The sequence below is a fragment of the Flavobacterium agri genome (assembly GCF_013401995.1).
In the GTDB taxonomy this organism is placed as follows: domain Bacteria; phylum Bacteroidota; class Bacteroidia; order Flavobacteriales; family Flavobacteriaceae; genus Flavobacterium; species Flavobacterium agri.
This window is the reverse complement of sequence record NZ_JACBJI010000003.1, coordinates 459,727-481,038: the sequence shown is the minus strand read 5'-3', so window position 1 is coordinate 481,038 and position 21,312 is coordinate 459,727. Positions and strand designations below refer to the sequence as shown.

Sequence of the window (21,312 nt, the reverse complement as noted above, 5' to 3'; positions counted from 1 at the left end):
AAAAGTCTGGCAAAACTAACTAAATTTGTTATGTCGGACAATACAAACCGACAATAAAAAAAATGCACTTCCTTATGAAAACTCACTATTTTCCTACACGTTTAGCTTCCCTGGGACTGCTCTTCGGGATGCTTGGGTTGCTCGCTTCTTGCGGCGCTTCCCAAAGCACGGCTTCGAATGACGGGATCTACGGCGACGGGCAACAACGCTCTTCACGCCAGACCGCCGATTCGGGCAACGGCTACAAACAATACTTCAATTCCCTTCAGGACGACGAAATCATCACCGATGTCGAGCAATATTCATCGGTCAACGATTCAACACAGACCGAAAGAGGTTATGCGAACGGCAACCCTTCTTGGGAAGGTTCTGCCGATAATGTGACCATCAATGTCTACGACAACAATTGGGGTTATAATTACTGGAACAACTACTGGTACAGCCCGTATTGGAGCGTCGGCTGGGGTTGGAATTCGTGGTACGGACCAGGATGGGGATGGAACTACGGATGGGGTTACGGCTACCCTTACTACGGTTATGGCTGGGGCGGATATCCGTACTACGGCTATTACGGATACGGTTATCCTTACCATTACGGATATGCTTACAACAATGGTCCGAGAGGCGTTCGCGGTTATGTTTCGCCGGGACGTCGTGATTACGCAGGCCGTCAATACGCAACTGCCGGAGGAAGACGCAACACGAGTTACACTGCGGGCGGCGTCCGTTCGTCCCAATATAGCGGGACACGCGGAACACGCACCTTCACAAACAATGGAACACGTACCAACAACGGCGTAAGAACGTATTCGACCACACCTAGAAATAATAACCAAAGCTACAACACGCCAAGGAGTTCACAACCAAGATCATACTCTACCCCTTCTTCACCAACGAGAACCTATAGTCCAAGCCCTTCATACGGAGGAGGCGGTCGTTCTTCGGGAGGCGGCGGAAGTTACGGCGGTGGTGGCGGTGGCGGACGTTCCGGCGGTGGCGGAGGCGGACGCAGATAATACAGCCCAAGATTTAATGATACCTATGTCTTTCGACGAAACGTTACGGCATAGGTATTTTTTTGAACCTAAATAAAAATGTCATGAAAAAATATCTACTTGTTTTTGGGACGCTTTTGGCCGCTTCGGCTATCCAGGCCCAAGAACTTTCTATTAACGATGCCGTTCGTCTTGCGCAGGACAACTTGAACGGGACCGCCCGATTCAGGGCCATGAGCGGTGCTTTCGGCGCGCTTGGAGGCGATTTGTCGTCTATGAACGTGAACCCTGCAGGATCGGCAATTTTCTCGAATGCACAAGTCGGTTTCACGTTGTCGAGTTTCAATCCGAAAAACGAATCGAACTATTTCGGGTCTGAAAATTCCGAAAATTACAACGCACTCGACCTGAACCAGGCCGGAGTCGTTTTCGTATTGCGCAACCACAACGAAGACTCGAAATGGAAAAAATTCGCGATCGCTGCCAATTACGAAAACACAAACAATTTCGACAATTCGTTTTTCGCGGCCGGAACGAATCCGAACAATTCCATCGGCAATTATTTCCTCGGATATGCGAACCAAGGCGGTGTGACGCTCGATCTTTTGACGTTGCAGAACGGAGAAACCATCGATGATCTTTACGGATATTTAGGCGAAGTTTACGGATTCGGCGCGCAACAAGCATTTTTGGGCTATCAAGGTTATATCATCAATCCGGTTACCAACAATCCGGACAATGACACCTACACGAGTAATGTGCCCGCAGGCGGCAATTATTACCAGGAATACAGCGCCGAAACCAGAGGTTACAACGGAAAAGTCAGCGTGAACGGATCTGTGCAATACGACGATTTCCTGTCTTTCGGACTCAACCTCAATTCGCATTTCACCGATTATACGCAATGGTCCAGCATTTACGAATCGAACACGAACGACGATGCCGCCGGTGTTCAGCAAATGCGTTTCAACAACCAGCTTCGCACGTTGGGCGATGGATTCTCTTTCCAATTGGGAACTATCGTAAAAGTTACCGAAGGCTTGCGTTTGGGCGTTGCCTGGGAATCTCCGACCTGGTATAGATTGGAAGACCGATTGATGCAATACGTGCGATCCACTTCGGCTGAAGGCGGAAACGTGATCGTCGATCCGTTCGTTGTGAACGTATATGAGGACTACCGTTTGCGCACACCCGGAAAATGGACCGGAAGTGCGGCTTATATTTTCGGCAAGAGAGGTTTGATCAGCGCCGACATCACCTACAAGGATTACGGCAATACCGAATACAGTCCGAGCAGCGATTACCGCGACATCAACGACGCAATGAGCGACCAGCTGACCTCGGCTTACCAATTGCGTATCGGAACCGAATGGAGAGCCAAACAATGGAGTTTCCGCGGCGGTTTCAGAAGCGAATCAAGCCCGTATGAGAACGATGACGTGATGGGCGACCTGATCGGATTTTCGGGCGGTTTGGGTTATAATTTCGGACGGATCAAGCTCGATCTGGCCTACAACTATTGGCAACGCGATTATCAACAGCAATTCTTTGCAACTGGTATGACCGATGCGGCCGAAGTGACGACCAAAAACCACAACGTCTCGATGTCGATGACGTTCGATTTCTAAAACTTGCCAGTTTTACACAGGAGTCCGCTTTTCGTTTGGGAAGCGGATTTTTTTTCATCCCGAAGCATCGGAACTAAAACTAAAATTCCAAATTCCAATCCTTTCAATTCGTGAATCCGCTTTGTGTTTTCCGATTGTCGCAACTTAAAAAAATCACAACTTTCCATCTTAAGCACTCCGACACCTAAAACTTTAGCGCATCTTTTGTACTTTTGCAGCCCCAAAACAGGGTTTACCATATGAGAACCAAATCGTTAAAGAAGAACAAAATCAATGTGATTACGCTGGGTTGCAGCAAGAACGTGTACGACAGCGAGGTGCTGATGGGCCAACTCAAAGCATCGGGCAAAGACGTCGAGCATGAAGCGCCCGCCGAAAACGAAGGCAACATCATCGTAATCAATACGTGCGGTTTCATCGACAATGCGAAAGAGGAATCGGTGAACATGATTTTGGAATATGCCGACAAGAAAGAACGCGGCGTTGTCGACAAAGTGTTCGTGACTGGCTGTCTTTCCGAGCGTTACCGACCTGATTTGGAAAAAGAGATCCCGAATGTCGACCAATATTTCGGAACCACGGAATTACCGCAATTGCTCAAGGCTTTGGGCGCCGATTACCGACACGAATTACTGGGTGAACGTTTGACGACGACGCCAAAAAACTACGCGTATCTCAAGATTGCCGAGGGTTGCGATAGACCTTGCTCATTTTGCGCGATTCCGATCATGAGAGGAAAACACGTTTCCCAATCGATCGAAAAGTTGGTCAAGGAAGCGACAAACCTCGCGAAAGACGGTGTAAAAGAATTGATCCTTATCGCTCAAGACTTGACTTACTACGGTCTCGACCTATATAAAAAGAGGAATCTTGCCGAATTGCTCGAGGCGTTGGCTGCGATCGAAGGCATCGAATGGATTCGCCTGCACTACGCCTTTCCAAGCGGTTTCCCGATGGATGTGCTTGAATTGATGAAACGCGAACCTAAAATCTGCAATTACCTCGATATTCCGCTTCAGCATATTTCGGACAAGATCTTGAAATCGATGCGACGCGGCACGACCCAAGAAAAAACTACAAAATTGTTGAAGGAATTCCGCGAGGCCGTTCCCGGAATGACGATTCGTACGACGTTAATCGTGGGTTATCCGGGAGAAACCGAGGAAGATTTCCAGATCCTCAAAGATTGGGTGACCGAGATGCGTTTCGAGCGTTTGGGTTGTTTTACATATTCTCACGAAGAAAACACCCACGCTTATTTGCTCGAGGACGATGTTCCTGCCGAAGTGAAACAACAACGCGCCAACGACATCATGGAAATCCAGTCGCAGATTTCATGGGAATTGAACCAGGAGAAAATCGGGCAGACTTTCAAATGCATCATCGACCGCAAGGAAGGTCAATATTTCGTGGGAAGGACAGAATTCGACAGCCCCGATGTAGACAACGAAGTGCTTATCGACGCATCCAAAACCTATCTCAAAACCGGAGAATTCGTCGACATAAAAATCATCGACGCTACCGAATTCGACTTGTACGGAGAAGCGGTTTAAGCCGAAATGTTAAAATAGCAATGGGCTTGGCGATATAGGATTGTCAAGCCCTTTTTTTTGCATGGTTACCTATCGGCTTTTCGAGCTGAAACACTTTTCCTTATGACTTCAGCGTTTTGCTTTAAGGCTTGTTGGCTCGAATAACGGAATTCGCGTTTGGGCAGGCCGTTTTTGAACATCGAATACTTTGAGATGACCTGCGTAAATACAACGCTTGAATCTACCGACATATAAGCTTTCATTTCAAATCCATCCATGTTTACGATGGGTTTTCCGATGGGTTTCAAACCTGTAAGCGCTTGTTCGATTTTCTCGACGTCTGTTTTTGGGTCTTCCGAAAATTTTACTTCGATGATTTGGCGGGCGTCGTTGGTCGTTATGTTTAGTTTTGAAATCCGGCCTATGCCGTCGCCGAGCTCATAGCCTTCAATGAAATATTCGTTCTTCATCGTATTGGTGAACGATTTTGATGAAGGAATCGAAGCGAAATCCTTCCCGATTTCGATTCCGCCCAAACCTTTGAATTCAGAAGGATGTTGGCTGCACGCGAACATTGCGAGTACAGCTGAGATAGCAAGTAGTTTTTTCATGTGTTTGTTGTTTGATTTTTTGTCGGACGGTTTTATCGATAATTCAAAGTTAATCATCCCGTGGCCTTATTCCTTAAGTTTCAAATAACTCTTTTTCACCCATTTCTCTTCCATTGCGATCTTGCACCAGCCGTTTTCCTCTGAAACCACGAAAACTTCCTCTCCTTTTTTCAAACTTGCGGTTTTCGGGAAATCGACACCTGGGCCAGTCCTCACATTAAGCGCATCGGCAGAAACGGTCGCAAATTTCACGTCTTGCGTATATCGGCCCGAAACCCAATGCGGTTTGGAATTCGAGATCTTGAACCAACCGTTTTTCACCTCATAAACGCGTAACACAGCCCCGAAAAGTGCAGGCTCGCGGCCTGTGGCTTTCGCCGATGAAGCCGAAGCCGACATCCTGACGTTCAAAAAATCGGTATCGACGACCACATATTTGAGCACCGCGGAATCATCTGTCTTGATCATACCGTTGAGTTTGGCCGATACGAGCGGCAGGAAATTCGCTTCACAATCGGCGACTTTATTTCCTCCGAAGAAATTCGTGCCCGGACACGATTTATTGTTCTTCGTACCGTTGTTGCGCGCGCCGGTATTGAGATCGAACCAATGATGGTACACGATTCCGTTTGTGGTCACGGGAATATTGAATCGCTTGCACAAGGCGGCCGTGACCGAAATGATCGCATCCTTTTGACTCTGACGCATCACGTCTTTTCCGATGTCGAAAAAACCCAGATTTTCAATGCAGATCGAATTCGCGTTCTGGTTGTAGATGCAAGCGGGCGTCATTTCTAGAGAACGTCCGGTCATGACGGCTCCGTCGGGAAAAATGGTAAAATGCTGGCCGATGTCACTCCAACCGTTGTTCAAATGGCTGTTTTTCATCGCCAATTGGCGTTCGAAATGGTTACTTTCGTTAAAGTGTGCGTACGAAGGAATGTAAGTATGATGCTGCTGGATTTTCAAAATCGTGCGCGCCACGCGAAGATTCGCAAGCCAGGTTTCGAATTCCGCAACCGTCATTTTCGTAAAACCGTATTTCTGTTCCATGCCGTTTGATTTGGTTGTGAGAAAATTACGGTTTTATCCAATCAAAAAAAATCCCCCGATCTGGTGAAATTGCTTCCTAACCGAATCAAGGGATTTTAAAGTGAGTGACCTTTGGGCTGTTAACCTCTTATAAACAAGTATTTAGATGACGGTTCCCTGGAACGACAAGACCTTCGGAGTTTCCTCGGCGTTTGTGGTAACGGTTACCGTTTTATGGAAGGCACCTTTTGCCGCCGCGTTGTACGTAGCTTTCACTACCGCGGTCTCGCCGGCTTTGATAGGTGTTTTGGTGTAATCTGTGGCCGTGCAGCCGCAAGACGCTTTTACGTTGGTGATGACGATATCGGTCTTTCCGGTGTTCTTGAAGCTGAACTCGATGGTTTTTGGCGTGCCTTGCGGAATGTTGCCGATTTCTATGGATTCTGACTTCCACGAAACCGGAGAAGCCGTTGCGGTTTTCACGACAGGATCGCCGATGGTTGTTTTGGGAGCGAAAGACATCAACCCGAAGGCGATGGCAAGCGAAAGTACTTTTACTGTTTTCATGATCGGATTCTTTTAAGTGATTATGGATTGGTTGAAATCGATACCCCAAAACTATCTCGTTCCTTTCCGAATCGCTGTTAACCGCTATCAAATGTTTGTTAATGACTTGTTAACCGAAAAATCACGCGCGTTTTTTGGCTAATATTGGCATATGAAAATCGGGAAACTCAACGCCATCATCATCCTCGGGCTCGTCGCCATTATCGGCATCCTGATCGCACAGTTGCTGTGGACGAAACAGGCGTATTCGCTCGAAGAGAAGAAGTTTTCGCAAAAAGTGCACATCGCGTTGCTCGAAGTCGCTCGTAAACTTTATGAGGGCACGAACCATGATTTGCCGAGTGAAAATCCGGTCGTCAAGGTCTCGAACGATTATTACATCGTGAACGTCAACAACGATTTCGAACCCGATGTCTTGGAATTCTACCTCAAAGGCGAATTCGAGAAAAGCGACATCCACACCGATTTCGAATATGCCATGTACAATTGCCAAAGCGACGAGATGGTTTATGGCGATTACGTTTCTTCGTCGGTCAAAAGCAAGGAAAAGAAGACGGTGTATTTCCCGAAACACAAAAATCTCGTCTATTATTTCGCGATCCGTTTCCCGAACGAGACGACGTATCTGTTCAGCTCGCTCAAGTTCTGGTTTTTCCTGTCGGGCGCGCTGATCATCATTTTACTCGTGTATGTATATTCGATCGTGACGATTTTGCAGCAGAAGAAATATTCCGAACTGCAGCGCGATTTCATCAACAACATGACGCATGAGTTCAAGACGCCTCTTTCGTCCATTTTGCTCGCCTCGAACTATCTGAGCAAGCAACCCCAGATTTCAGAAGACGAAAAACTTCACAAATACACGAACATCATCATCAGCCAAAGCAACAAGCTCAACAGTCATATCGGTGAGATCCTGAGCATCGCCAAAAGCGATTCCGTACCGTTGACTATGGACAAAAAGCGGATTTCCGTACTTACGGTTCTCAACGAAGTCGTCGAAAACATGCAACTCAAGCACGAAACGCTCACGATTTCGATCAAAGCGGAAAAAGACGTTTTCATTTTGGCCGATGCGTTCCATTTCACGAACATCGTATACAACCTCATCGACAATTCAATCAAATATTGCGACGGCAAACCTTCGATAACCGTAAAGATTTCGGAAGAAAACGGCATGCTCAAAATGGACTTCGCCGACAACGGCATCGGCATCCCGCAAAACAAGCTTTCGGATATTTTCGACAAGTTTTACCGTATTCCGAACAAACTTTCGAACGAAGTCACCGGATTCGGGTTGGGCTTGTATTACGTGAAAAAGATTTGTACGTTGCACGGATGGAAGATTTCCGCCAGAAACAATCCAGATAAAGGAATTACGGTCACATTGACGATTCCTATTCGCTAATTTTCTCATTCGCTGATTCCAATGCCCAGAATCCTGTACGCCGAAGACGACGAAACCCTTGCGTTTCTCACCAAAGACAACCTTGAGCAGCAAGGTTACGAAGTCGTGCATTGTCCCGATGGCAACGCTTGTTTCGATCATTTCAACGAACAGGATTTCGATTTGTGCATCCTCGACATCATGATGCCCAAACGCGACGGATTTGAGCTCGCCGAAGACATCCGCAAGGTAGACGCGAACATCCCGATCATTTTCCTGTCGGCAAAAACCTTGAAGGAAGACCGTATCAAAGGTCTCAAATTGGGCGCCGACGATTATCTGGTCAAACCGTTTTCGATTGAAGAATTAGTCCTGAAAATCGAGATTTTCCTCAAGCGCTCCCAAAAATCTACAGCTACCCAAAAATCGGAATACAAAGTCGGGAAATTCGCATTCGACCATTTGAACTACGTTTTGGTTTCGGGTTCCGATAAAATCACGCTTACGCAACGCGAATCGGAATTGCTCAAATTTTTTCTCGACAATAAGAATCAGGTTTTGAAGCGCGAACAGATTCTAAAGGCGCTTTGGGGAGACGACGATTACTTTATGGGACGCAGCCTTGATGTGTTCATTTCGCGTTTGCGCAAGATTTTGGCGAATGAGCCCGGGATTGCAATTGAAAATTTACACGGTATCGGATTTCGATTCGTGGGATAGTTTTTTGCCACGAATTCCTCGAATATCTCGAATTTCGAGACGCAATAACTACTTGCTATTCCGCAAATTTCTTTTGTACACAAAAGATATGACCCTAAAGTTCCAAGTGAATAAAATACCTGTAATCAGTAAACCAAGCTTAAAATTAGTATCATTAAAAGCCCTAATAAATTAGTGACATTCGAGAAATTCGTGGCTAAATCACAACACCAATAATCCGGCTTCGCGCAATTTCGCAACCGGTTTCGAATACCAAAACAATTCAAAGTCTTCCAATCCCGAATTTTCAAAATCCGATTTCAGCTGTGCAAAAGTCATCGGTTTTCCCGAAACCGCCGAAACCTGTTCGAGAATCTTGAGCAACCACTCGCCTTCTTTTTCCCCCACCTGGACTTCGGTGACAGAACGCCTGTCGTGGAATTCAAGCGATACCATTTTCCATGAATTTCCTTTTTTCGATTTGGTGAAAGCCGAAACCATCGGACGCTTGCCGATCCAGACGATTTTCGAAGTCGGTTTGGCATCGAAATCCGAAGCGTCCTGAAGCGCGTTGTAAATGAAATCCGGATCGATCTTCGTGCGCGGAATCTTAAAATCGAACCAATCCTGAAGCGCGTAATCGAAACAGATGCCGTGCATATAATTGAAAAGCGATTTCTTGAGTCCGAAGCTGAATTTGTCGTGGTCGATTCCCGTCGTATCCTTGAATGCGATGTCGTTGTTGGCAAAACTTCCGACGATGTCCGAATCGGGAACGACACCGAATTTCGCAGGTTCTATACCGACCGGACTATGAGCCGTCATCGCGAACTGATGCCAGAATCCCGACTGCAACACTCCGGCTTCGAACAATTGTCGCACCATTTCAAGGCTGTCGACAGTTTCCTGAACGGTCTGGGTCGGATAACCGTACATCAGATACGCGTGCACGAGAATGCCGTTTTCGGTAAAATTACGCGTGACTTTGGCGACTTGCTCGACCGTGACACCTTTGTCGATGAGCGCGAGCAACCGGTCGGAAGCGACTTCGAGTCCGCCTGAAACCGCGATGCAACCTGACGCTTTCAAAAGTCGGCACAAATCGTAGCTGAAACTTTTCTCGAACCGGATGTTCGTCCACCACGTCACGGTGAGTTTGCGTTTGAGGATTTCCAACGCCAACGCGCGCATCAATGCCGGCGGCGCAGCTTCATCGACAAAATGGAAACCGTTCTGCCCCGTTTGTGCGATCAATTCTTCTATACGATCGCATAAAATAGTGGCCGCGACGGGCTCGTAAATCTTGATGTAATCGAGCGAAATGTCGCAAAACGTGCATTTTCCCCAATAACAGCCGTGCGCCATTGTGAGCTTGTTCCATCGGCCATCGCTCCACATGCGGTGCATCGGATTGACGATTTCGATGACGGAAATATATTTATCCAAAAGCAAATCTGAATAATCGGGCGTTCCGATGTGATTCTGCTTGTAATCGTGGCGTAGTGAATCGTTTTTATAGACGACTTTTCCGTTTTCGAGCAAAAATGTGCGCTTGAGCGGACCTTGGGAAGGATTTTTGGTCAGCCCGATGTAATCGATGAGCAATTCTACGGGAAGTTCGCCGTCGTCGAGCGTGATGAAATCGAAGAATTCCATGACGCGCACATCGGACAACGAACGCAATTCGGTATTCGGGAAACCGCCGCCCATAGAGGTTTTGACGTCCGGATGGTTTTGCCGAATCCATTGCGCACATCGGAAAGCAGAAAAAAGATTGCCCGGAAAAGGTACTGAAACCAACACCAGTTTAGGATCGATTTCGTCGATTTTGCGTTTGAGCACCGAAATCGTGATCTTGTCTATATACGAAAGCGGTTTTTGCAATTCGGCATACAGCTCGTCGAACGAATTCGCGCTGCGGCCCAAACGCTCGGCATAGCGCGAAAATCCGAAGTTATCGTCTACGCATTCCACTATCAGGTCGGAAATATCTTCGAGATACAAGGTCGCCAAATGCTTGGCCTTGTCCTGTGTGCCCATAGAACCGAACGCCCAATCGAGTTCTTCGAGTTGGGAAAAACGCGAAGCCTCGGGAAGAAAATCGTCTTGGCAAATCTGTAAGGCGAGTGTCGGATTTTTGCCTTGAAGGAAAGCGATGACCGAATCTATGGTATTGATATAATCGTCCGAAAGTGCAAGGATTCTCGAAGCGTTAGCCGTATATCCGGTTGCTTTTTTATCTTTGGCGTGCCCAAACAATTTTTCCAGTCCAACCCGGGAAAATAATTCCAGTATCACCTCGATCCCCAAATCGGCTTGAACGCACGAAATCCCTTTTGTGTTCAGGAAACCTTTGAGGTAAGCCGTCGCGGGATAAGGCGTGTTCAGCTGGGTGAACGGAGGCGTGATCAGAAAAATATTCGGTCGCAAAGGATTTTTTTACAAAAATAGGGTTTATGAAAAAACTTTACTTACTGCTTGTGCTTTGTTTTGGAAATCTGTTTGCCCAACACAACGGATTTTACGAAAATCGCGGACAGATTGTAGACCAAAACGGAAATCAGAATACGTCTGTGCTTTATTTGCTCAATACGAAAGGGCTTAACGTCCAATTGAGGAAAAATGGTTTTTCATATGATGTCTACGAAGCCGAAGATGCTTTTTCTCAAGAAATGTTCGAGAACTGCGACGTAACCAAGCCTAGAAGGAATGTCTTTTTCAAAACTGCTTTTCATCGTGTAGATGTCGATTTTGTAGGAAGTGATCCGAATGTTTCGATAAAAAGTCAAGGCAAATCGAAAGATTTTCGCAATTATTACACCGTGAAAGGCCAAAAGGCTGGCGTTTTGTTCGTGCATCATTACCAAAAAGTGCTTTATGAAAACTTATATCCGAATATTGATCTCGTATTTTTTGTGCCCGAAGACCAATCCAAGCCCGTAGAGTACAATTTCGTGATCAAGCCTGGGGCAAATCTTTCGGATATCAAAATGAAATGGGAAGGCACAAAAACGAAACTCGAGAATGACAAACTTTCGATGAGGCTCAGGTTCGGAAAAATGGAAGAATCCTTGCCTAAAAGTTGGATCGGAAATGAAGAGTCCGGTCAAATCGTAGACATCCGCTACCGACAAATCGCAAAAAACACGTACGGATTTTCAGGTGCTCAAAAGCTAAACGCAAACCAAACGATAACTATCGATCCGGTTCCGGTTCGCCTTTGGGGAACATATTACGGCGGAACAGGTCAGGAAATCGCAATCGAACTCAAAAATTCTCCCGACGACAATGTATATGTTTCTGCGCAAACCGCCAGCAGCACAAACCTCACGACAGCCGGAAGCCATCAGCAATTCGTGACGTCATGGACAGCAGCGTTCATTTCCAAATTCGATCCCGACGGCCAATTGCTTTGGGGAACCTATTTTGACGAAATCGCGTCACATATGGCTTTCGATACGGCCGGGAATTTATTTTTCGGAGGCAGTGCGTTCAGTCCGTGGCAAACTCCTTACGGCGGAAACTTATCGACTCCGGGCACCTTCCAACCGGTACATGCGCAATATTCCGATGCGTATCTGGTGAAGATGAACCCGCAAGGCGTACGTCAATGGGGAACTTTTTACGGCGGAATGCAAAACGAAGATGGCCTTTCGATCGCCATAGACAACCAAGGTTATGCCTATTTGTGCGGACAGACGAACAGCGAAACAGGATTGGCCTCGACAGGTGCTTTTATGGAAACGTCGCCATCGGGAAATGCTGGTAGTATGTCGGCCTTCCTCGCAAAATTCGACCACGACGGACAACGCCTGTGGGGAACTTATTACGGAGGCGCAACGCCTTCCGGGTTTATGCATTGCGGGCAAGGAGCCGATGGCGGAATCTACGCGATCGGTTCAACGGCGGTTACCGATAATATCGCAACACCGGGTACCTATCAGCCAACGACACAACTCAGCAGTGGCATGATCATAAAATTTACTACTTCGGGCCAGCGCATTTGGGGAACTTATATGGGCGGTGAAGGCAACGACTGGGTTCTTGGCGCTGAAATAAAAGGAAATTTCGCTTATCTGCAAGGACGTACCTGGAGCGAGACAGGCATCGGCACGCCCAATACTTTTTACCCAAATTTTATCCAGAACAGTAATATTGTCGGGAGTACTTTCATCATAAAATTCGATCTCGTCAACCAGCAAAAGATCTGGGGTACGTATTTCCCGACCCCATTGAGCAACATCACGGTAAATGCCAGCGACGAGCTATATGGTGCAGGACCCGGAACGGGAGAAACGGGTCTGGGTACTCCCGACGCTTATCTCCAGTTCATGGGCACGTACCACAAAAACTATATCGTCAAGCTCAATTTGAGCGGACAAAGAGTCTGGGGAACGTATTACGGCGGAAATATGGCAACCCAACTAGGACGCGTTTCACTCGACTCTTCGGGAGCCATTTATATGTTCGGCAACGTAAACGGCAGTACGACCGGCATTGCGACGCCGGGCGCGCACCAATCCATGTTTGCCTCGAATCCAGACACTTATCTTGCGAAATTCCTCGATTGCAATTCTACAGGAACAGTCCAGCCGGTTTCGGATGTTTGCGTGGGCGGTACGATTTCGCTTCACGCCACGGGCGGGACTTCATTCGCTTGGCTTGGCCCGAATGGTTTTTCATCCAATCTTCAAAATCCTGAAATCCAAAACGCTACTCCGGCCGAAGCAGGCGAATATACCTGCGCGATTTCCGGATTGGGATGTGATGCGACCATCACCGTAACGGTCAACGTTGGCGATTCGACCGGCCCTGTGCCCGATTTTCCGCAATTGCCTCAGGTCAGCGGATTGTGTTCGGCAACCGTTTCACAGGTTCCAACCGCTACCGACAATTGTGCAGGAACGATCAACGGCACGACGATAGATCCGCTTGTTTACGATTTGCCCGGAACGTATACCGTGACTTGGACTTTCGCCGATGGAAACGGAAACTCTTCGTCTCAAAACCAAACTGTGGTCGTGGCTCCGAATACCGATCCGATCGCGCCTCAAGTCTCGCTTTCAGGCTGTGATGATGATCCTGACGGAAAACTCTTTTTTGATCTTACCCAAGCACAAACAGCCATCACACCCCTTTCGGGTTATACTTTTTCGTACTACAAGACGTTGAATGAAGCCATTTTACAGACAGGCGCGATCGGGAACCTTTCGAATTACGAAAACGAAACCAATCCGCAGGCGCTGTATGTCCGCGTCGAAAACGGCAGCGGATGTTCCTCGGTTTCAGAATTGACCTTAAACGTTTTTCTCGAACCGAATTTCACCGATTCCGAATTACATCTTTGCGATTTTGCGATGAACGGCTTACAAATTTTCGACCTTACCCAAGCCGAATCCAATCTTTCGACAGACAACAACCTGACTTTTGCGTATTTCACATCGCTTGAAAACCTCGAAAACGACAATCCGATCCCAAATGCCTCGTCGTTCTCCAATACCATCAATCCTCAAACGATTTGGGTCGAGATCACCAATGCGAACGGTTGCTCGGAAATCGCGATCCTTACGTTACATGTCGATTCCATTGCGCTCCAGTCCATTCCGGATCTTTACACCTGCGACGACGATTACGACGGATTTACGACTTTTAACCTCTATGACACGGCCTATACGATTTTGCCGTTGATTCCTTCCGGAAGTTATGACTTCGATTATTATTTGTCTGTTGAAGATGCTTTAGCGGGAAATGGAGGTTTGCCTACGTCGTACACCAACACGGTGAATCCTCAGCCTATATTCATACGCGTGCAACAGCCAGGCGAATGCCCGATGATTTTCAAGACCGTGCTCAATGTAATTCCTAAACCGAGACCAGTAATGAAAACTATTTGGTCAATATGCTCCGGAAGTCCCGCTGTAATTACTGCCGATTCGGGCTACGACGCTTACTCTTGGTCTACCGGGCAAACGACCCAATCGATTGTCGTGAGCCAACCCGGAAATTATTCGGTAACGGTTTTCGAAACCGTCAACGGCCAGACTTGTGAAGCGACAGTAGACCTGTCGGTAGTGGAATCGAACAGCGCAATCATCGAGCAAGTCATGGTTTCGGATTGGACAGACGAACAGAATTCGATTACGGTAGTCGTTTCGGGATTGGGCGATTACGAATATTCGCTCGACAACGACCATTTCCAGGATTCGAATGTCTTTACCGATTTGCCGAGCGGCCAGTACACGGTTTACGTGCGCGACAAAAACGGATGTGGCACAAAAGACGAAACGGTTTATTTGCTCACGTATCCGAAGTTTTTTACTCCGAATGGCGATGGGTCGCACGATTTTTGGCGCATCAAGTTCTCTCAGATCGAGCCGACCATGGTCGTCAATATTTTTGACCGCTACGGAAAATTCCTGTGTCAACTTGAACCCAACGGACCAGGTTGGGATGGCACATTGGACGGGAAGCCGCTTCCATCTACCGATTATTGGTTCACGGTTACTCGCGCCGACGGAAAAGAACACAAAGGTCATTTCTCACTCAAACGATAAAAACAAAAAAGCCGCTTTTATGCGGCTTTTTCCTTCTTTTTCTTTTTATTTTTTTGGTTTGGCTGCTTGCCATCGACCAAGTCGCGCTTCATTTTGATGCGTTTTTCGGCAGCTTCCAAATCGTTCAAATCCCAAGAGCAAACGTGCCACAACTTGGCTTCGGCAATCGCAGACTCGGCTTCGTCGAACGCGTGCATCTTTTCGAAGAGGTCGATTTTGGCCTCGGCTAGCTGGTATTTGTTGATACCTTTTACCGTAATGGCAAATGCCGCGAGCTTTTTGGCTTGTTCGAAATCTTCGTTGTTGGCAAGTGTCCTGATGTAATGTGGATAAATCTCTACCGCATTGATGTCGATGGCCAATGCACGCTCGAAAAAGGACTTCGCCTCTTCGAACCTCAAAAGCTGTTCGCTCATCAAACGTCCGTACAGACAAAGCGTCATAGTGTTTTTATCGTCATAAGACAATGCGTAATCGAGCGCTTCGATACTTGCCTCGAGATTTCCCGGATAGCAGTCGATGGCTTGGGCCAAAAATTTATTGATAGTCTTCATTGCGTAAATCGTTTTTGAGCCGCCTTCGTTCGGTTTTGAAGCCTTTCACGGGCGGCTTGTTCTTAAAATCTGATCCTGAAAACGTGCGCACAGGATTGCCGCGTTGCACGTTCAATTGGTTTTCCCATTCCGAGAAAACCTGTCGTTTCACCTGTTCCAACTTTTCGCTTTCCAGTTTTACCAGAAGGCGCTCGGTGGCCAGTTTTTTGTTCTGATGTTGGGAACGGCTGTCTTGTGAGACGACCGAAATTCCCGTCGGGAGATGCGTTGCGCGTACTGCCGAACTCACTTTGTTCACGTGTTGTCCGCCAGCTCCCGAACTTCGCATGGCCTGGTACGAAATGTCTTTTTCGGAAATCTGTACCGATTTAGACATGTCGATCTCGAAAACGCCGATGAACCAGTTCTTGCGTTTGTGCATCTTGCGGAATTGACTTTGTCCGATCCATTGGATTGTTCCGACCCATGATTTGGCAAAATCTTCAGCCGATTTGCCCGAAATTTTTACCGTCGCCGTTTCCACCGTTGCGTTTTGTTGCCCGGATTGGTGTTGGATGACCGACGCTTCGAGATTTTCCGCATCGGCTTCTTCCAACATTTTCTTCAAAACCTGGGCGACGACCCACGTACATTCGGCCGGACCGCGACCTGATGTGATTTGTAAAAACTTTTCCATCAGCGATCCATTCTTACGATTTTGGGCGTGAACGTACCCAGCACTTCGACGAGCTCGGTTTGGTTCGCCATGACTTTTCGGATGTCTTTGTAAGCCATCGGCGCTTCGTCTATATTACCTCCGACAAGTGTCACATCGGCCGCAGCCAACACTTTCTTGATGTCGCTTTGGGTAAAGTTCTGCTTGCACTTGGCACGTGAAAACAATCTTCCGGCTCCGTGAGAAGCCGAATTCAGGCTTTCTGCATTTCCTTTTCCGCGAACGATAAATCCCGGTGCCGTCATAGAACCCGGAATGATGCCGAGTTCGCCTTTTGCCGCCGGAGTCGCGCCTTTCCTGTGTACGATGCGTTCTTGTCCGTCGACGATTTCCTTCCACGCGAAATTGTGGTGGTTTTCGATCGTGACTGACGGTTTTTTGCCTAGCGCTTTTCCGATCCGACGGTGAATGTCGTCGTGGCACGCCTTTGCGTAATCGCCCGCAAGATTCATCGCAAGCCAGTATTCGTGACCGTCGTGCGTGTCCAGGTCGAGCCACGCCAGATGTTGCACTTGCTTCGGAAGCGGACATTGCTTCGTCGCCAGATACGTGTATTGCTTAGCGATGTTGGCACCGAGTCCGCGAGAGCCGCTGTGCGACAGGACCGCGAAATACGACCCCGCTCCCATTTTCCATTCCGGATGATCCGAAGTGAGATCGACGATCCCGAATTCGACGAAATGGTTGCCGCCGCCCGATGTTCCAAGCTGCTTGTAGGCTTTGTCGAGCAAGGCTTTCACGAACGGGATTTCGCTGAACTCGTTTCGGGCGAAAATCTCGTGATCGGCTTTGATCTTGTGCGTTTCGGTCATGCCGAACTTCGTGTGTTCCTTGAGGATCTGGACCAACATGTGGTCTTTTCCTTTGAGGAAAGATGCCGGCAAATCGAAAATCGACAAGCTCATGCGGCATCCGATATCGACACCGACTCCGTATGGAATCACGGCGTTGTCTGTCGCGAGAACGCCTCCTATCGGCAATCCGTAACCCGAATGCGCGTCTGGCATCAATGCTCCGGAAACCGCTATCGGCAATTTGAGAGCGTCGTACAACTGCCGTTTGGCTTGCTCGTCGATTTCGTTTTCCCCGAAAATTGAGAACGGTGCGCGCGTGTTCATCAATTCGTTGAACTTTACTTCGACCGGTTTGGTCAATCCTTCGGCTACTTTTCCCCAAGTCCCGTCTGCGGTGAATTTTTCGGGGTTGAGCAGCACTTGTTTTGCTTCGAGCAGTATGCGTTCCTTTTTTTCTTTTTTGCGGTAACGGTTGATTTGCCCGAGCGCGATGTTGATCGCGTTATTTTTCGGGAAGCCTAATTTTATGAGGTCTTTCCCTGAGAGTTTATTTCCCATGATGATTTTTGTTGTGATTTTGGGCCACGTATGGCTTTTTTTTTGCCACGAATGACACGAATATCACAAATGTGAAGCTGCAGACTTTGAGCTGAAATGACACTAATCGGTTATGTCCGATTTTGTTGGGTTTCTATTTCAAATCTGATTCGTGAAATCTTTAATCGAAAAGCGATCACTTGTCGGTCAGGTCTGAATTTGTGTAATTCGTGTAATTCGTGGCCAAAACCATTTGTGATAATCGGATAATTCGTGGCTAAGCTTTCATCAGCCGAATCGGTGGCAAGATGAATGACAGTCAAAAAACTCCGGGACAGGAAAGTGAAATCCACAAAAAAACCCGGAGACTAAATGGCCTTCGGGTTTTTCATATTGAGGTTAGTTAGTGGCTAAACTTTGAGAAAACACGAAGACGCGAACACACGGAATCCCTTCGGTGTGCTGTTTTGGTCAAAACTTTGGTATAGACGCATCGCGTTTGGTTTTAAGAGTTATACATTTCTGGTGGCAAAGATTTAAAATAGTTTTTGAGATTTCCAAATCCGAATTCGAAATTTTATCGACCAAATGCATTCGTCATAAAACTTTCCCTACGGGAAAAGGCGGCAAAATTCTTTTCGTATTTTTGAGCAACTTTTTCAATTTGACTATGCCAAGCGACTGTATCAGCTATCAGGATTCGGGTTATTTTTCTTCTTTGATCGTCGATTACCTCAATCAGAAACCCGAGCTTAAAAGTTGGTACAACCGTTTTCCGTCGATCGACAACTTCAAGGATCAGATTAACGAAAAAGGCAAGAATTTCCGGTCGGAAAACAGACAGGTTCTCGTCGAATCGCTTACAAGACAATATGCCGGTTTCGATGTTTCATCGGCTACCCGAACGAACATCGAACTGCTTTCGAAAAACACGACTTTTACCGTAACAACGGGGCATCAACTCAATCTTTTCACGGGGCCGCTGTACTTTTTGTACAAGATCATTTCGGCGGTGAATCTGGCGAAAGAATTGAAAGAAAACTATCCGCAGAACGACTTCGTCCCGGTTTATTGGATGGCGACCGAAGACCACGATTTCGAAGAGATTTCGTATTTCAATTTCAAAGGCAAAAAGTTCCGTTGGAATCGCGAAAGCTCAGGAGCTGTCGGACGTTTGTCTACCGAAGGGTTGAATAGTTTACTCGAGCTTTTCAAACAGGATTTAGGGCCGTCTGAAAATGCGAAAAAAATCACCGATCTTTTCCAAAAAGCCTACATAGCACACCAAAATCTTACCGAAGCGACACGTTGGCTCGCCAATGAACTTTTCGGCCAATACGGCTTGGTGATTATCGACGGTGACGACCGTGATCTGAAGCGACTTTTCGCGCCTTATGTGAAGCAGGAATTGACCGAGCGCGTTTCTTATCAAAAAGTGTCCGAAACAATAACAGATTTCGGATATAACGTTCAGGTGAATCCTCGTGAAATCAACTTGTTTTATCTGGACGACAAACTTCGCGAACGCATCGTTTTCGAAAACGGAAAATACGTCGTGAACGAGACTTCAATCGCTTTTTCGACGGAAGAAATTTTGTCGGAAGTCGATAAAAATCCGCAGAAATTCAGTCCGAACGTGATCATGAGGCCGCTTTACCAAGAAGTCATCCTTCCGAATTTATGCTACATCGGCGGCGGAGGCGAAATCGCGTACTGGCTTGAGCTCAAGGCGTTTTTCGATGCGGTTGATGTGACTTTCCCTGTGTTGCTCGTTCGGAATTCGGTTTTGCTTTCTTCAGAAAAACAAGCGAAAAAAGCCGACAATTTGGGATTGAGCTGGAAGGATTTGTTTACGAAGCAAGCTGAACTCGTGAATCGCAAAGTTGCCGAATTTTCGGAATTTCCGTTAAATCTTCTTCCACAAAAACTCGCGCTGCAAAAGCAATTCGCTGATCTTTTCGCGCTTTCCGAACAAACCGACAGGTCGTTTTCGGGAGCCGTAAAAGCGCAGGAAGCCAAACAAACCAAGGGATTGGAAAACCTCGAGAAACGTCTGCTCAAAGCGCAAAAACGCAAACACGCGGACGAACTCGAGAGACTCACGAATCTGCAAAACGAACTTTTTCCGTTCCAAGGTTTGCAGGAACGGCAGGCGAACTTTTCGGAGTTTTACATCGAAGCCGGAGAAAACCTCGTTCCTACTCTTTTGCGCACGTTAAAACCTTTGGAACAGCGTTTTGACATTATCGTCATTTGACATCGCGATTATCGGCGTTTTTTGAAAAATTGCCTGAAAAGGCATTCTTATTCTTTTTTTTATTCGGTTTATCGCCTTATTTTTGCGCCAAATTTTAAAAAGCACTATGGCAACTAACAGAACTTTTACAATGATCAAGCCTGATGCTGTCGAGGCTGGCAACATCGGTGGAATCTTGAATATGATTACAGAAGCGGGCTTCAAGATCGTTTCTTTGAAATTGACGCAATTGACAAAGGCTGATGCGGAACAATTCTACGCGATACACAACGCGCGTCCGTTTTTCGGCGAATTGGTTGAGTTCATGACTCGCGGACCGATCGTGGCTGCAATCCTTGAAAAAGACAACGCGGTTGAGGCTTTCCGTACACTTATCGGAGCTACGAACCCGGCTGACGCGGCAGAAGGAACCATCCGTAAAAAATATGCGAAATCAATCGGCGAGAACGCGGTTCACGGTTCTGACAGCGATGAGAACGCGGCTATTGAAGGCGCTTTCCACTTTGCCGGACGCGAGCAGTTTTAAGATGGCAGTACGCTTTAAGCAGTAAGCTGATTCTGTTGAAAATATGAGATTCCGTTCTTGATTGGACGGGATTTTTTTTGGGATTTCGACGAAGGAGAAATCTCTTCCTAGGCGCACAAGCCTAGATTCCTCCTTCGTCGGAATCCAAAAATCTACCTCAAAACTACATCTTTCACCACTTCCCTTCCAAGTTCTTCATTGATCATCGAAACGATTTTCGATTTCCCGTAACTCAATTCCTCTCTCAAAACGGCTGAAGTCAATTCCACGTAAAGCGTTGTCCCTTTCAAGGCGACCGCACGCGTGTAGGTTTTCACACCGTTGCCCATAAGCGAAAACCACGCGTCCTGAACCGCGATCGCATCCATTCCGGGTTGTAGTTTGTTCTGTGAGATGATGTGTTTCAGGACATCGCCTACAGAGCCTTCGTTGCTGATGCGTTTTGCCATGTTATTCGATTTTGATCGGTCCTGCTTTTTTGTAGTGGTATTCGATTTTTTGGGCATTTTCGACCACGAATTCATTTTCGTCCAAAACCTTGATCTGCTCGCGCCATTTGGCGTATTCGGTGACATAATTGAGGTAAGTGCCGTCTTTTTCGTAAGAAACGGTCACGTTCTCCTTCAAATTGTTCGTCAGGAAAGAGCCGTCGAGTTGCGGCATTACCTTGGCCCGGAATCCTTTATCGGCTTTTATTTCGAAATAATCGTAAGACGTATTGGCTTGATAATCCTTTTGTTCGCCATCGGCCGTCATGACCTTCTCGATTTGCCAATACCCGTTTAGTTTGGCGATCTGGTCTTTTGAAATCTTGTGCTGGCACGAAGTAAAAAACAGTGAAAATACGATTAGGGAAGCGAAATATCTCATGTTCCAAAAATACCATTTTTAAAAGCTTGTAAGGTTGTGTGCGTGTCGCTTTTT

The 21,312-nt window shown here is 47.0% G+C and carries 17 protein-coding genes; 8 read left to right on the top strand and 9 right to left on the bottom strand.

The window, feature by feature from the left end; genetic code table 11:
• Positions 1-74: 74 nt before the first annotated feature.
• The 3 genes from HZF10_RS09515 to rimO all read left to right on the top strand — a co-directional run bounded on the left by HZF10_RS09515 (position 75) and on the right by rimO (position 4,176).
• On the top strand, positions 75-1,016 hold the full coding sequence (locus tag HZF10_RS09515) for a hypothetical protein (RefSeq protein WP_176005959.1): 942 nt from the start codon (positions 75-77) through the stop codon (positions 1,014-1,016).
• An 83-nt stretch (positions 1,017-1,099) separates the two neighbouring features.
• Positions 1,100-2,623, top strand: coding sequence for an OmpP1/FadL family transporter (locus HZF10_RS09510; RefSeq protein ID WP_176005958.1), 1,524 nt, complete (start codon positions 1,100-1,102; stop codon positions 2,621-2,623).
• Between the two features lie 239 nt (positions 2,624-2,862).
• Positions 2,863-4,176 carry a 30S ribosomal protein S12 methylthiotransferase RimO gene (gene rimO, locus HZF10_RS09505; protein ID WP_176005957.1) on the top strand — a complete coding sequence of 438 codons (1,314 nt, stop codon included), beginning with the start codon at positions 2,863-2,865 and terminating at the stop codon, positions 4,174-4,176.
• A gap of 65 nt (positions 4,177-4,241) precedes the next feature.
• Here the strand turns inward: rimO and HZF10_RS09500 are convergent, their stop codons facing one another.
• The 3 genes from HZF10_RS09500 to HZF10_RS09490 all read right to left on the bottom strand — a co-directional run bounded on the left by HZF10_RS09500 (position 4,242) and on the right by HZF10_RS09490 (position 6,365).
• A complete protein-coding gene (locus HZF10_RS09500; protein ID WP_176005956.1) occupies positions 4,242-4,766 on the bottom strand; it encodes a hypothetical protein in 525 nt (174 codons plus the stop codon).
• 66 nt (positions 4,767-4,832) lie between these two features.
• The gene (locus HZF10_RS09495; protein WP_176005955.1) at positions 4,833-5,819 is read right to left on the bottom strand and encodes an SH3 domain-containing protein; all 987 of its coding nucleotides are present in this window, start codon (positions 5,817-5,819) and stop codon (positions 4,833-4,835) included.
• A gap of 141 nt (positions 5,820-5,960) precedes the next feature.
• Positions 5,961-6,365, bottom strand: a complete 405-nt coding sequence (locus HZF10_RS09490) for a DUF1573 domain-containing protein (RefSeq protein ID WP_176005954.1) — start codon at positions 6,363-6,365, stop codon at positions 5,961-5,963.
• A 151-nt stretch (positions 6,366-6,516) separates the two neighbouring features.
• On the opposite strand from HZF10_RS09490, the gene HZF10_RS09485 reads away from it, so the two are divergent.
• Together HZF10_RS09485 and HZF10_RS09480 are read left to right on the top strand one after the other, a co-directional pair.
• The gene (locus HZF10_RS09485) at positions 6,517-7,773 is read left to right on the top strand and encodes a sensor histidine kinase (RefSeq protein WP_176005953.1); all 1,257 of its coding nucleotides are present in this window, start codon (positions 6,517-6,519) and stop codon (positions 7,771-7,773) included.
• Positions 7,774-7,794: 21 nt separating this feature from the next.
• Positions 7,795-8,472 carry a response regulator transcription factor gene (locus tag HZF10_RS09480; protein ID WP_217703363.1) on the top strand — a complete coding sequence of 226 codons (678 nt, stop codon included), beginning with the start codon at positions 7,795-7,797 and terminating at the stop codon, positions 8,470-8,472.
• Positions 8,473-8,673: 201 nt separating this feature from the next.
• On the opposite strand, the gene HZF10_RS09475 is transcribed toward HZF10_RS09480, so the two are convergent.
• Positions 8,674-10,881, bottom strand: coding sequence for a B12-binding domain-containing radical SAM protein (locus tag HZF10_RS09475; protein WP_176005952.1), 2,208 nt, complete (start codon positions 10,879-10,881; stop codon positions 8,674-8,676).
• Between the two features lie 26 nt (positions 10,882-10,907).
• On the opposite strand from HZF10_RS09475, the gene HZF10_RS09470 reads away from it, so the two are divergent.
• Positions 10,908-15,005, top strand: coding sequence for a T9SS type B sorting domain-containing protein (locus HZF10_RS09470; RefSeq protein ID WP_176005951.1), 4,098 nt, complete (start codon positions 10,908-10,910; stop codon positions 15,003-15,005).
• A gap of 17 nt (positions 15,006-15,022) precedes the next feature.
• Here the strand turns inward: HZF10_RS09470 and HZF10_RS09465 are convergent, their stop codons facing one another.
• Genes HZF10_RS09465 through HZF10_RS09455 form a run of 3 tightly spaced genes read right to left on the bottom strand, consistent with a single transcriptional unit; the run spans position 15,023 to position 17,626 of the window.
• Positions 15,023-15,559 carry a hypothetical protein gene (locus HZF10_RS09465; RefSeq protein ID WP_176005950.1) on the bottom strand — a complete coding sequence of 179 codons (537 nt, stop codon included), beginning with the start codon at positions 15,557-15,559 and terminating at the stop codon, positions 15,023-15,025.
• Positions 15,543-16,235 carry a peptide chain release factor H gene (gene prfH, locus HZF10_RS09460; RefSeq protein ID WP_176005949.1) on the bottom strand — a complete coding sequence of 231 codons (693 nt, stop codon included), beginning with the start codon at positions 16,233-16,235 and terminating at the stop codon, positions 15,543-15,545. The genes HZF10_RS09465 and prfH overlap by 17 nt, the downstream gene beginning before the upstream one ends.
• Positions 16,235-17,626 (bottom strand): RtcB family protein, encoded by a 1,392-nt coding sequence (locus HZF10_RS09455; RefSeq protein WP_176005948.1) that lies wholly within the window; start codon positions 17,624-17,626, stop codon positions 16,235-16,237. Before HZF10_RS09455 ends, prfH begins: the two co-directional genes overlap by 1 nt.
• Positions 17,627-18,275: 649 nt before the next feature.
• On the opposite strand from HZF10_RS09455, the gene bshC reads away from it, so the two are divergent.
• On the top strand, positions 18,276-19,862 hold the full coding sequence (gene bshC, locus HZF10_RS09450; RefSeq protein WP_176006078.1) for a bacillithiol biosynthesis cysteine-adding enzyme BshC: 1,587 nt from the start codon (positions 18,276-18,278) through the stop codon (positions 19,860-19,862).
• A gap of 106 nt (positions 19,863-19,968) precedes the next feature.
• Entirely contained in the window at positions 19,969-20,388 is a 420-nt protein-coding gene (locus tag HZF10_RS09445; RefSeq protein ID WP_176005947.1) for a nucleoside-diphosphate kinase, read from the top strand.
• Positions 20,389-20,540: 152 nt separating this feature from the next.
• Here HZF10_RS09445 and HZF10_RS09440 read toward each other — a convergent pair whose 3' ends face one another.
• Together HZF10_RS09440 and HZF10_RS09435 are read right to left on the bottom strand one after the other, a co-directional pair.
• Positions 20,541-20,837, bottom strand: a complete 297-nt coding sequence (locus tag HZF10_RS09440; RefSeq protein WP_176005946.1) for a DciA family protein — start codon at positions 20,835-20,837, stop codon at positions 20,541-20,543.
• Position 20,838: 1 nt separating this feature from the next.
• The gene (locus tag HZF10_RS09435) at positions 20,839-21,258 is read right to left on the bottom strand and encodes a lipocalin-like domain-containing protein (RefSeq protein WP_176005945.1); all 420 of its coding nucleotides are present in this window, start codon (positions 21,256-21,258) and stop codon (positions 20,839-20,841) included.
• Between the last annotated feature and the right edge of the window lie 54 nt (positions 21,259-21,312).

What these genes read in the sequence shown, in the direction of transcription:
- HZF10_RS09480 (WP_217703363.1), top strand. Translation starts at nt 7,795, where the DNA reads ATGCCCAGAATCCTGTACGCCGAAGACGACGAAACCCTTGCGTTTCTC.
- HZF10_RS09470 (WP_176005951.1), top strand. Translation starts at nt 10,908, where the DNA reads ATGAAAAAACTTTACTTACTGCTTGTGCTTTGTTTTGGAAATCTGTTT.
- HZF10_RS09485 (WP_176005953.1), top strand. Translation starts at nt 6,517, where the DNA reads ATGAAAATCGGGAAACTCAACGCCATCATCATCCTCGGGCTCGTCGCC.
- HZF10_RS09455 (WP_176005948.1), bottom strand. Translation starts at nt 17,626, where the DNA reads ATGGGAAATAAACTCTCAGGGAAAGACCTCATAAAATTAGGCTTCCCG.
- HZF10_RS09510 (WP_176005958.1), top strand. Translation starts at nt 1,100, where the DNA reads ATGAAAAAATATCTACTTGTTTTTGGGACGCTTTTGGCCGCTTCGGCT.
- HZF10_RS09515 (WP_176005959.1), top strand. Translation starts at nt 75, where the DNA reads ATGAAAACTCACTATTTTCCTACACGTTTAGCTTCCCTGGGACTGCTC.
- HZF10_RS09490 (WP_176005954.1), bottom strand. Translation starts at nt 6,365, where the DNA reads ATGAAAACAGTAAAAGTACTTTCGCTTGCCATCGCCTTCGGGTTGATG.
- HZF10_RS09445 (WP_176005947.1), top strand. Translation starts at nt 19,969, where the DNA reads ATGGCAACTAACAGAACTTTTACAATGATCAAGCCTGATGCTGTCGAG.
- prfH (WP_176005949.1), bottom strand. Translation starts at nt 16,235, where the DNA reads ATGGAAAAGTTTTTACAAATCACATCAGGTCGCGGTCCGGCCGAATGT.
- HZF10_RS09500 (WP_176005956.1), bottom strand. Translation starts at nt 4,766, where the DNA reads ATGAAAAAACTACTTGCTATCTCAGCTGTACTCGCAATGTTCGCGTGC.
- HZF10_RS09435 (WP_176005945.1), bottom strand. Translation starts at nt 21,258, where the DNA reads ATGAGATATTTCGCTTCCCTAATCGTATTTTCACTGTTTTTTACTTCG.
- HZF10_RS09440 (WP_176005946.1), bottom strand. Translation starts at nt 20,837, where the DNA reads ATGGCAAAACGCATCAGCAACGAAGGCTCTGTAGGCGATGTCCTGAAA.
- bshC (WP_176006078.1), top strand. Translation starts at nt 18,276, where the DNA reads ATGCCAAGCGACTGTATCAGCTATCAGGATTCGGGTTATTTTTCTTCT.
- rimO (WP_176005957.1), top strand. Translation starts at nt 2,863, where the DNA reads ATGAGAACCAAATCGTTAAAGAAGAACAAAATCAATGTGATTACGCTG.
- HZF10_RS09465 (WP_176005950.1), bottom strand. Translation starts at nt 15,559, where the DNA reads ATGAAGACTATCAATAAATTTTTGGCCCAAGCCATCGACTGCTATCCG.
- HZF10_RS09495 (WP_176005955.1), bottom strand. Translation starts at nt 5,819, where the DNA reads ATGGAACAGAAATACGGTTTTACGAAAATGACGGTTGCGGAATTCGAA.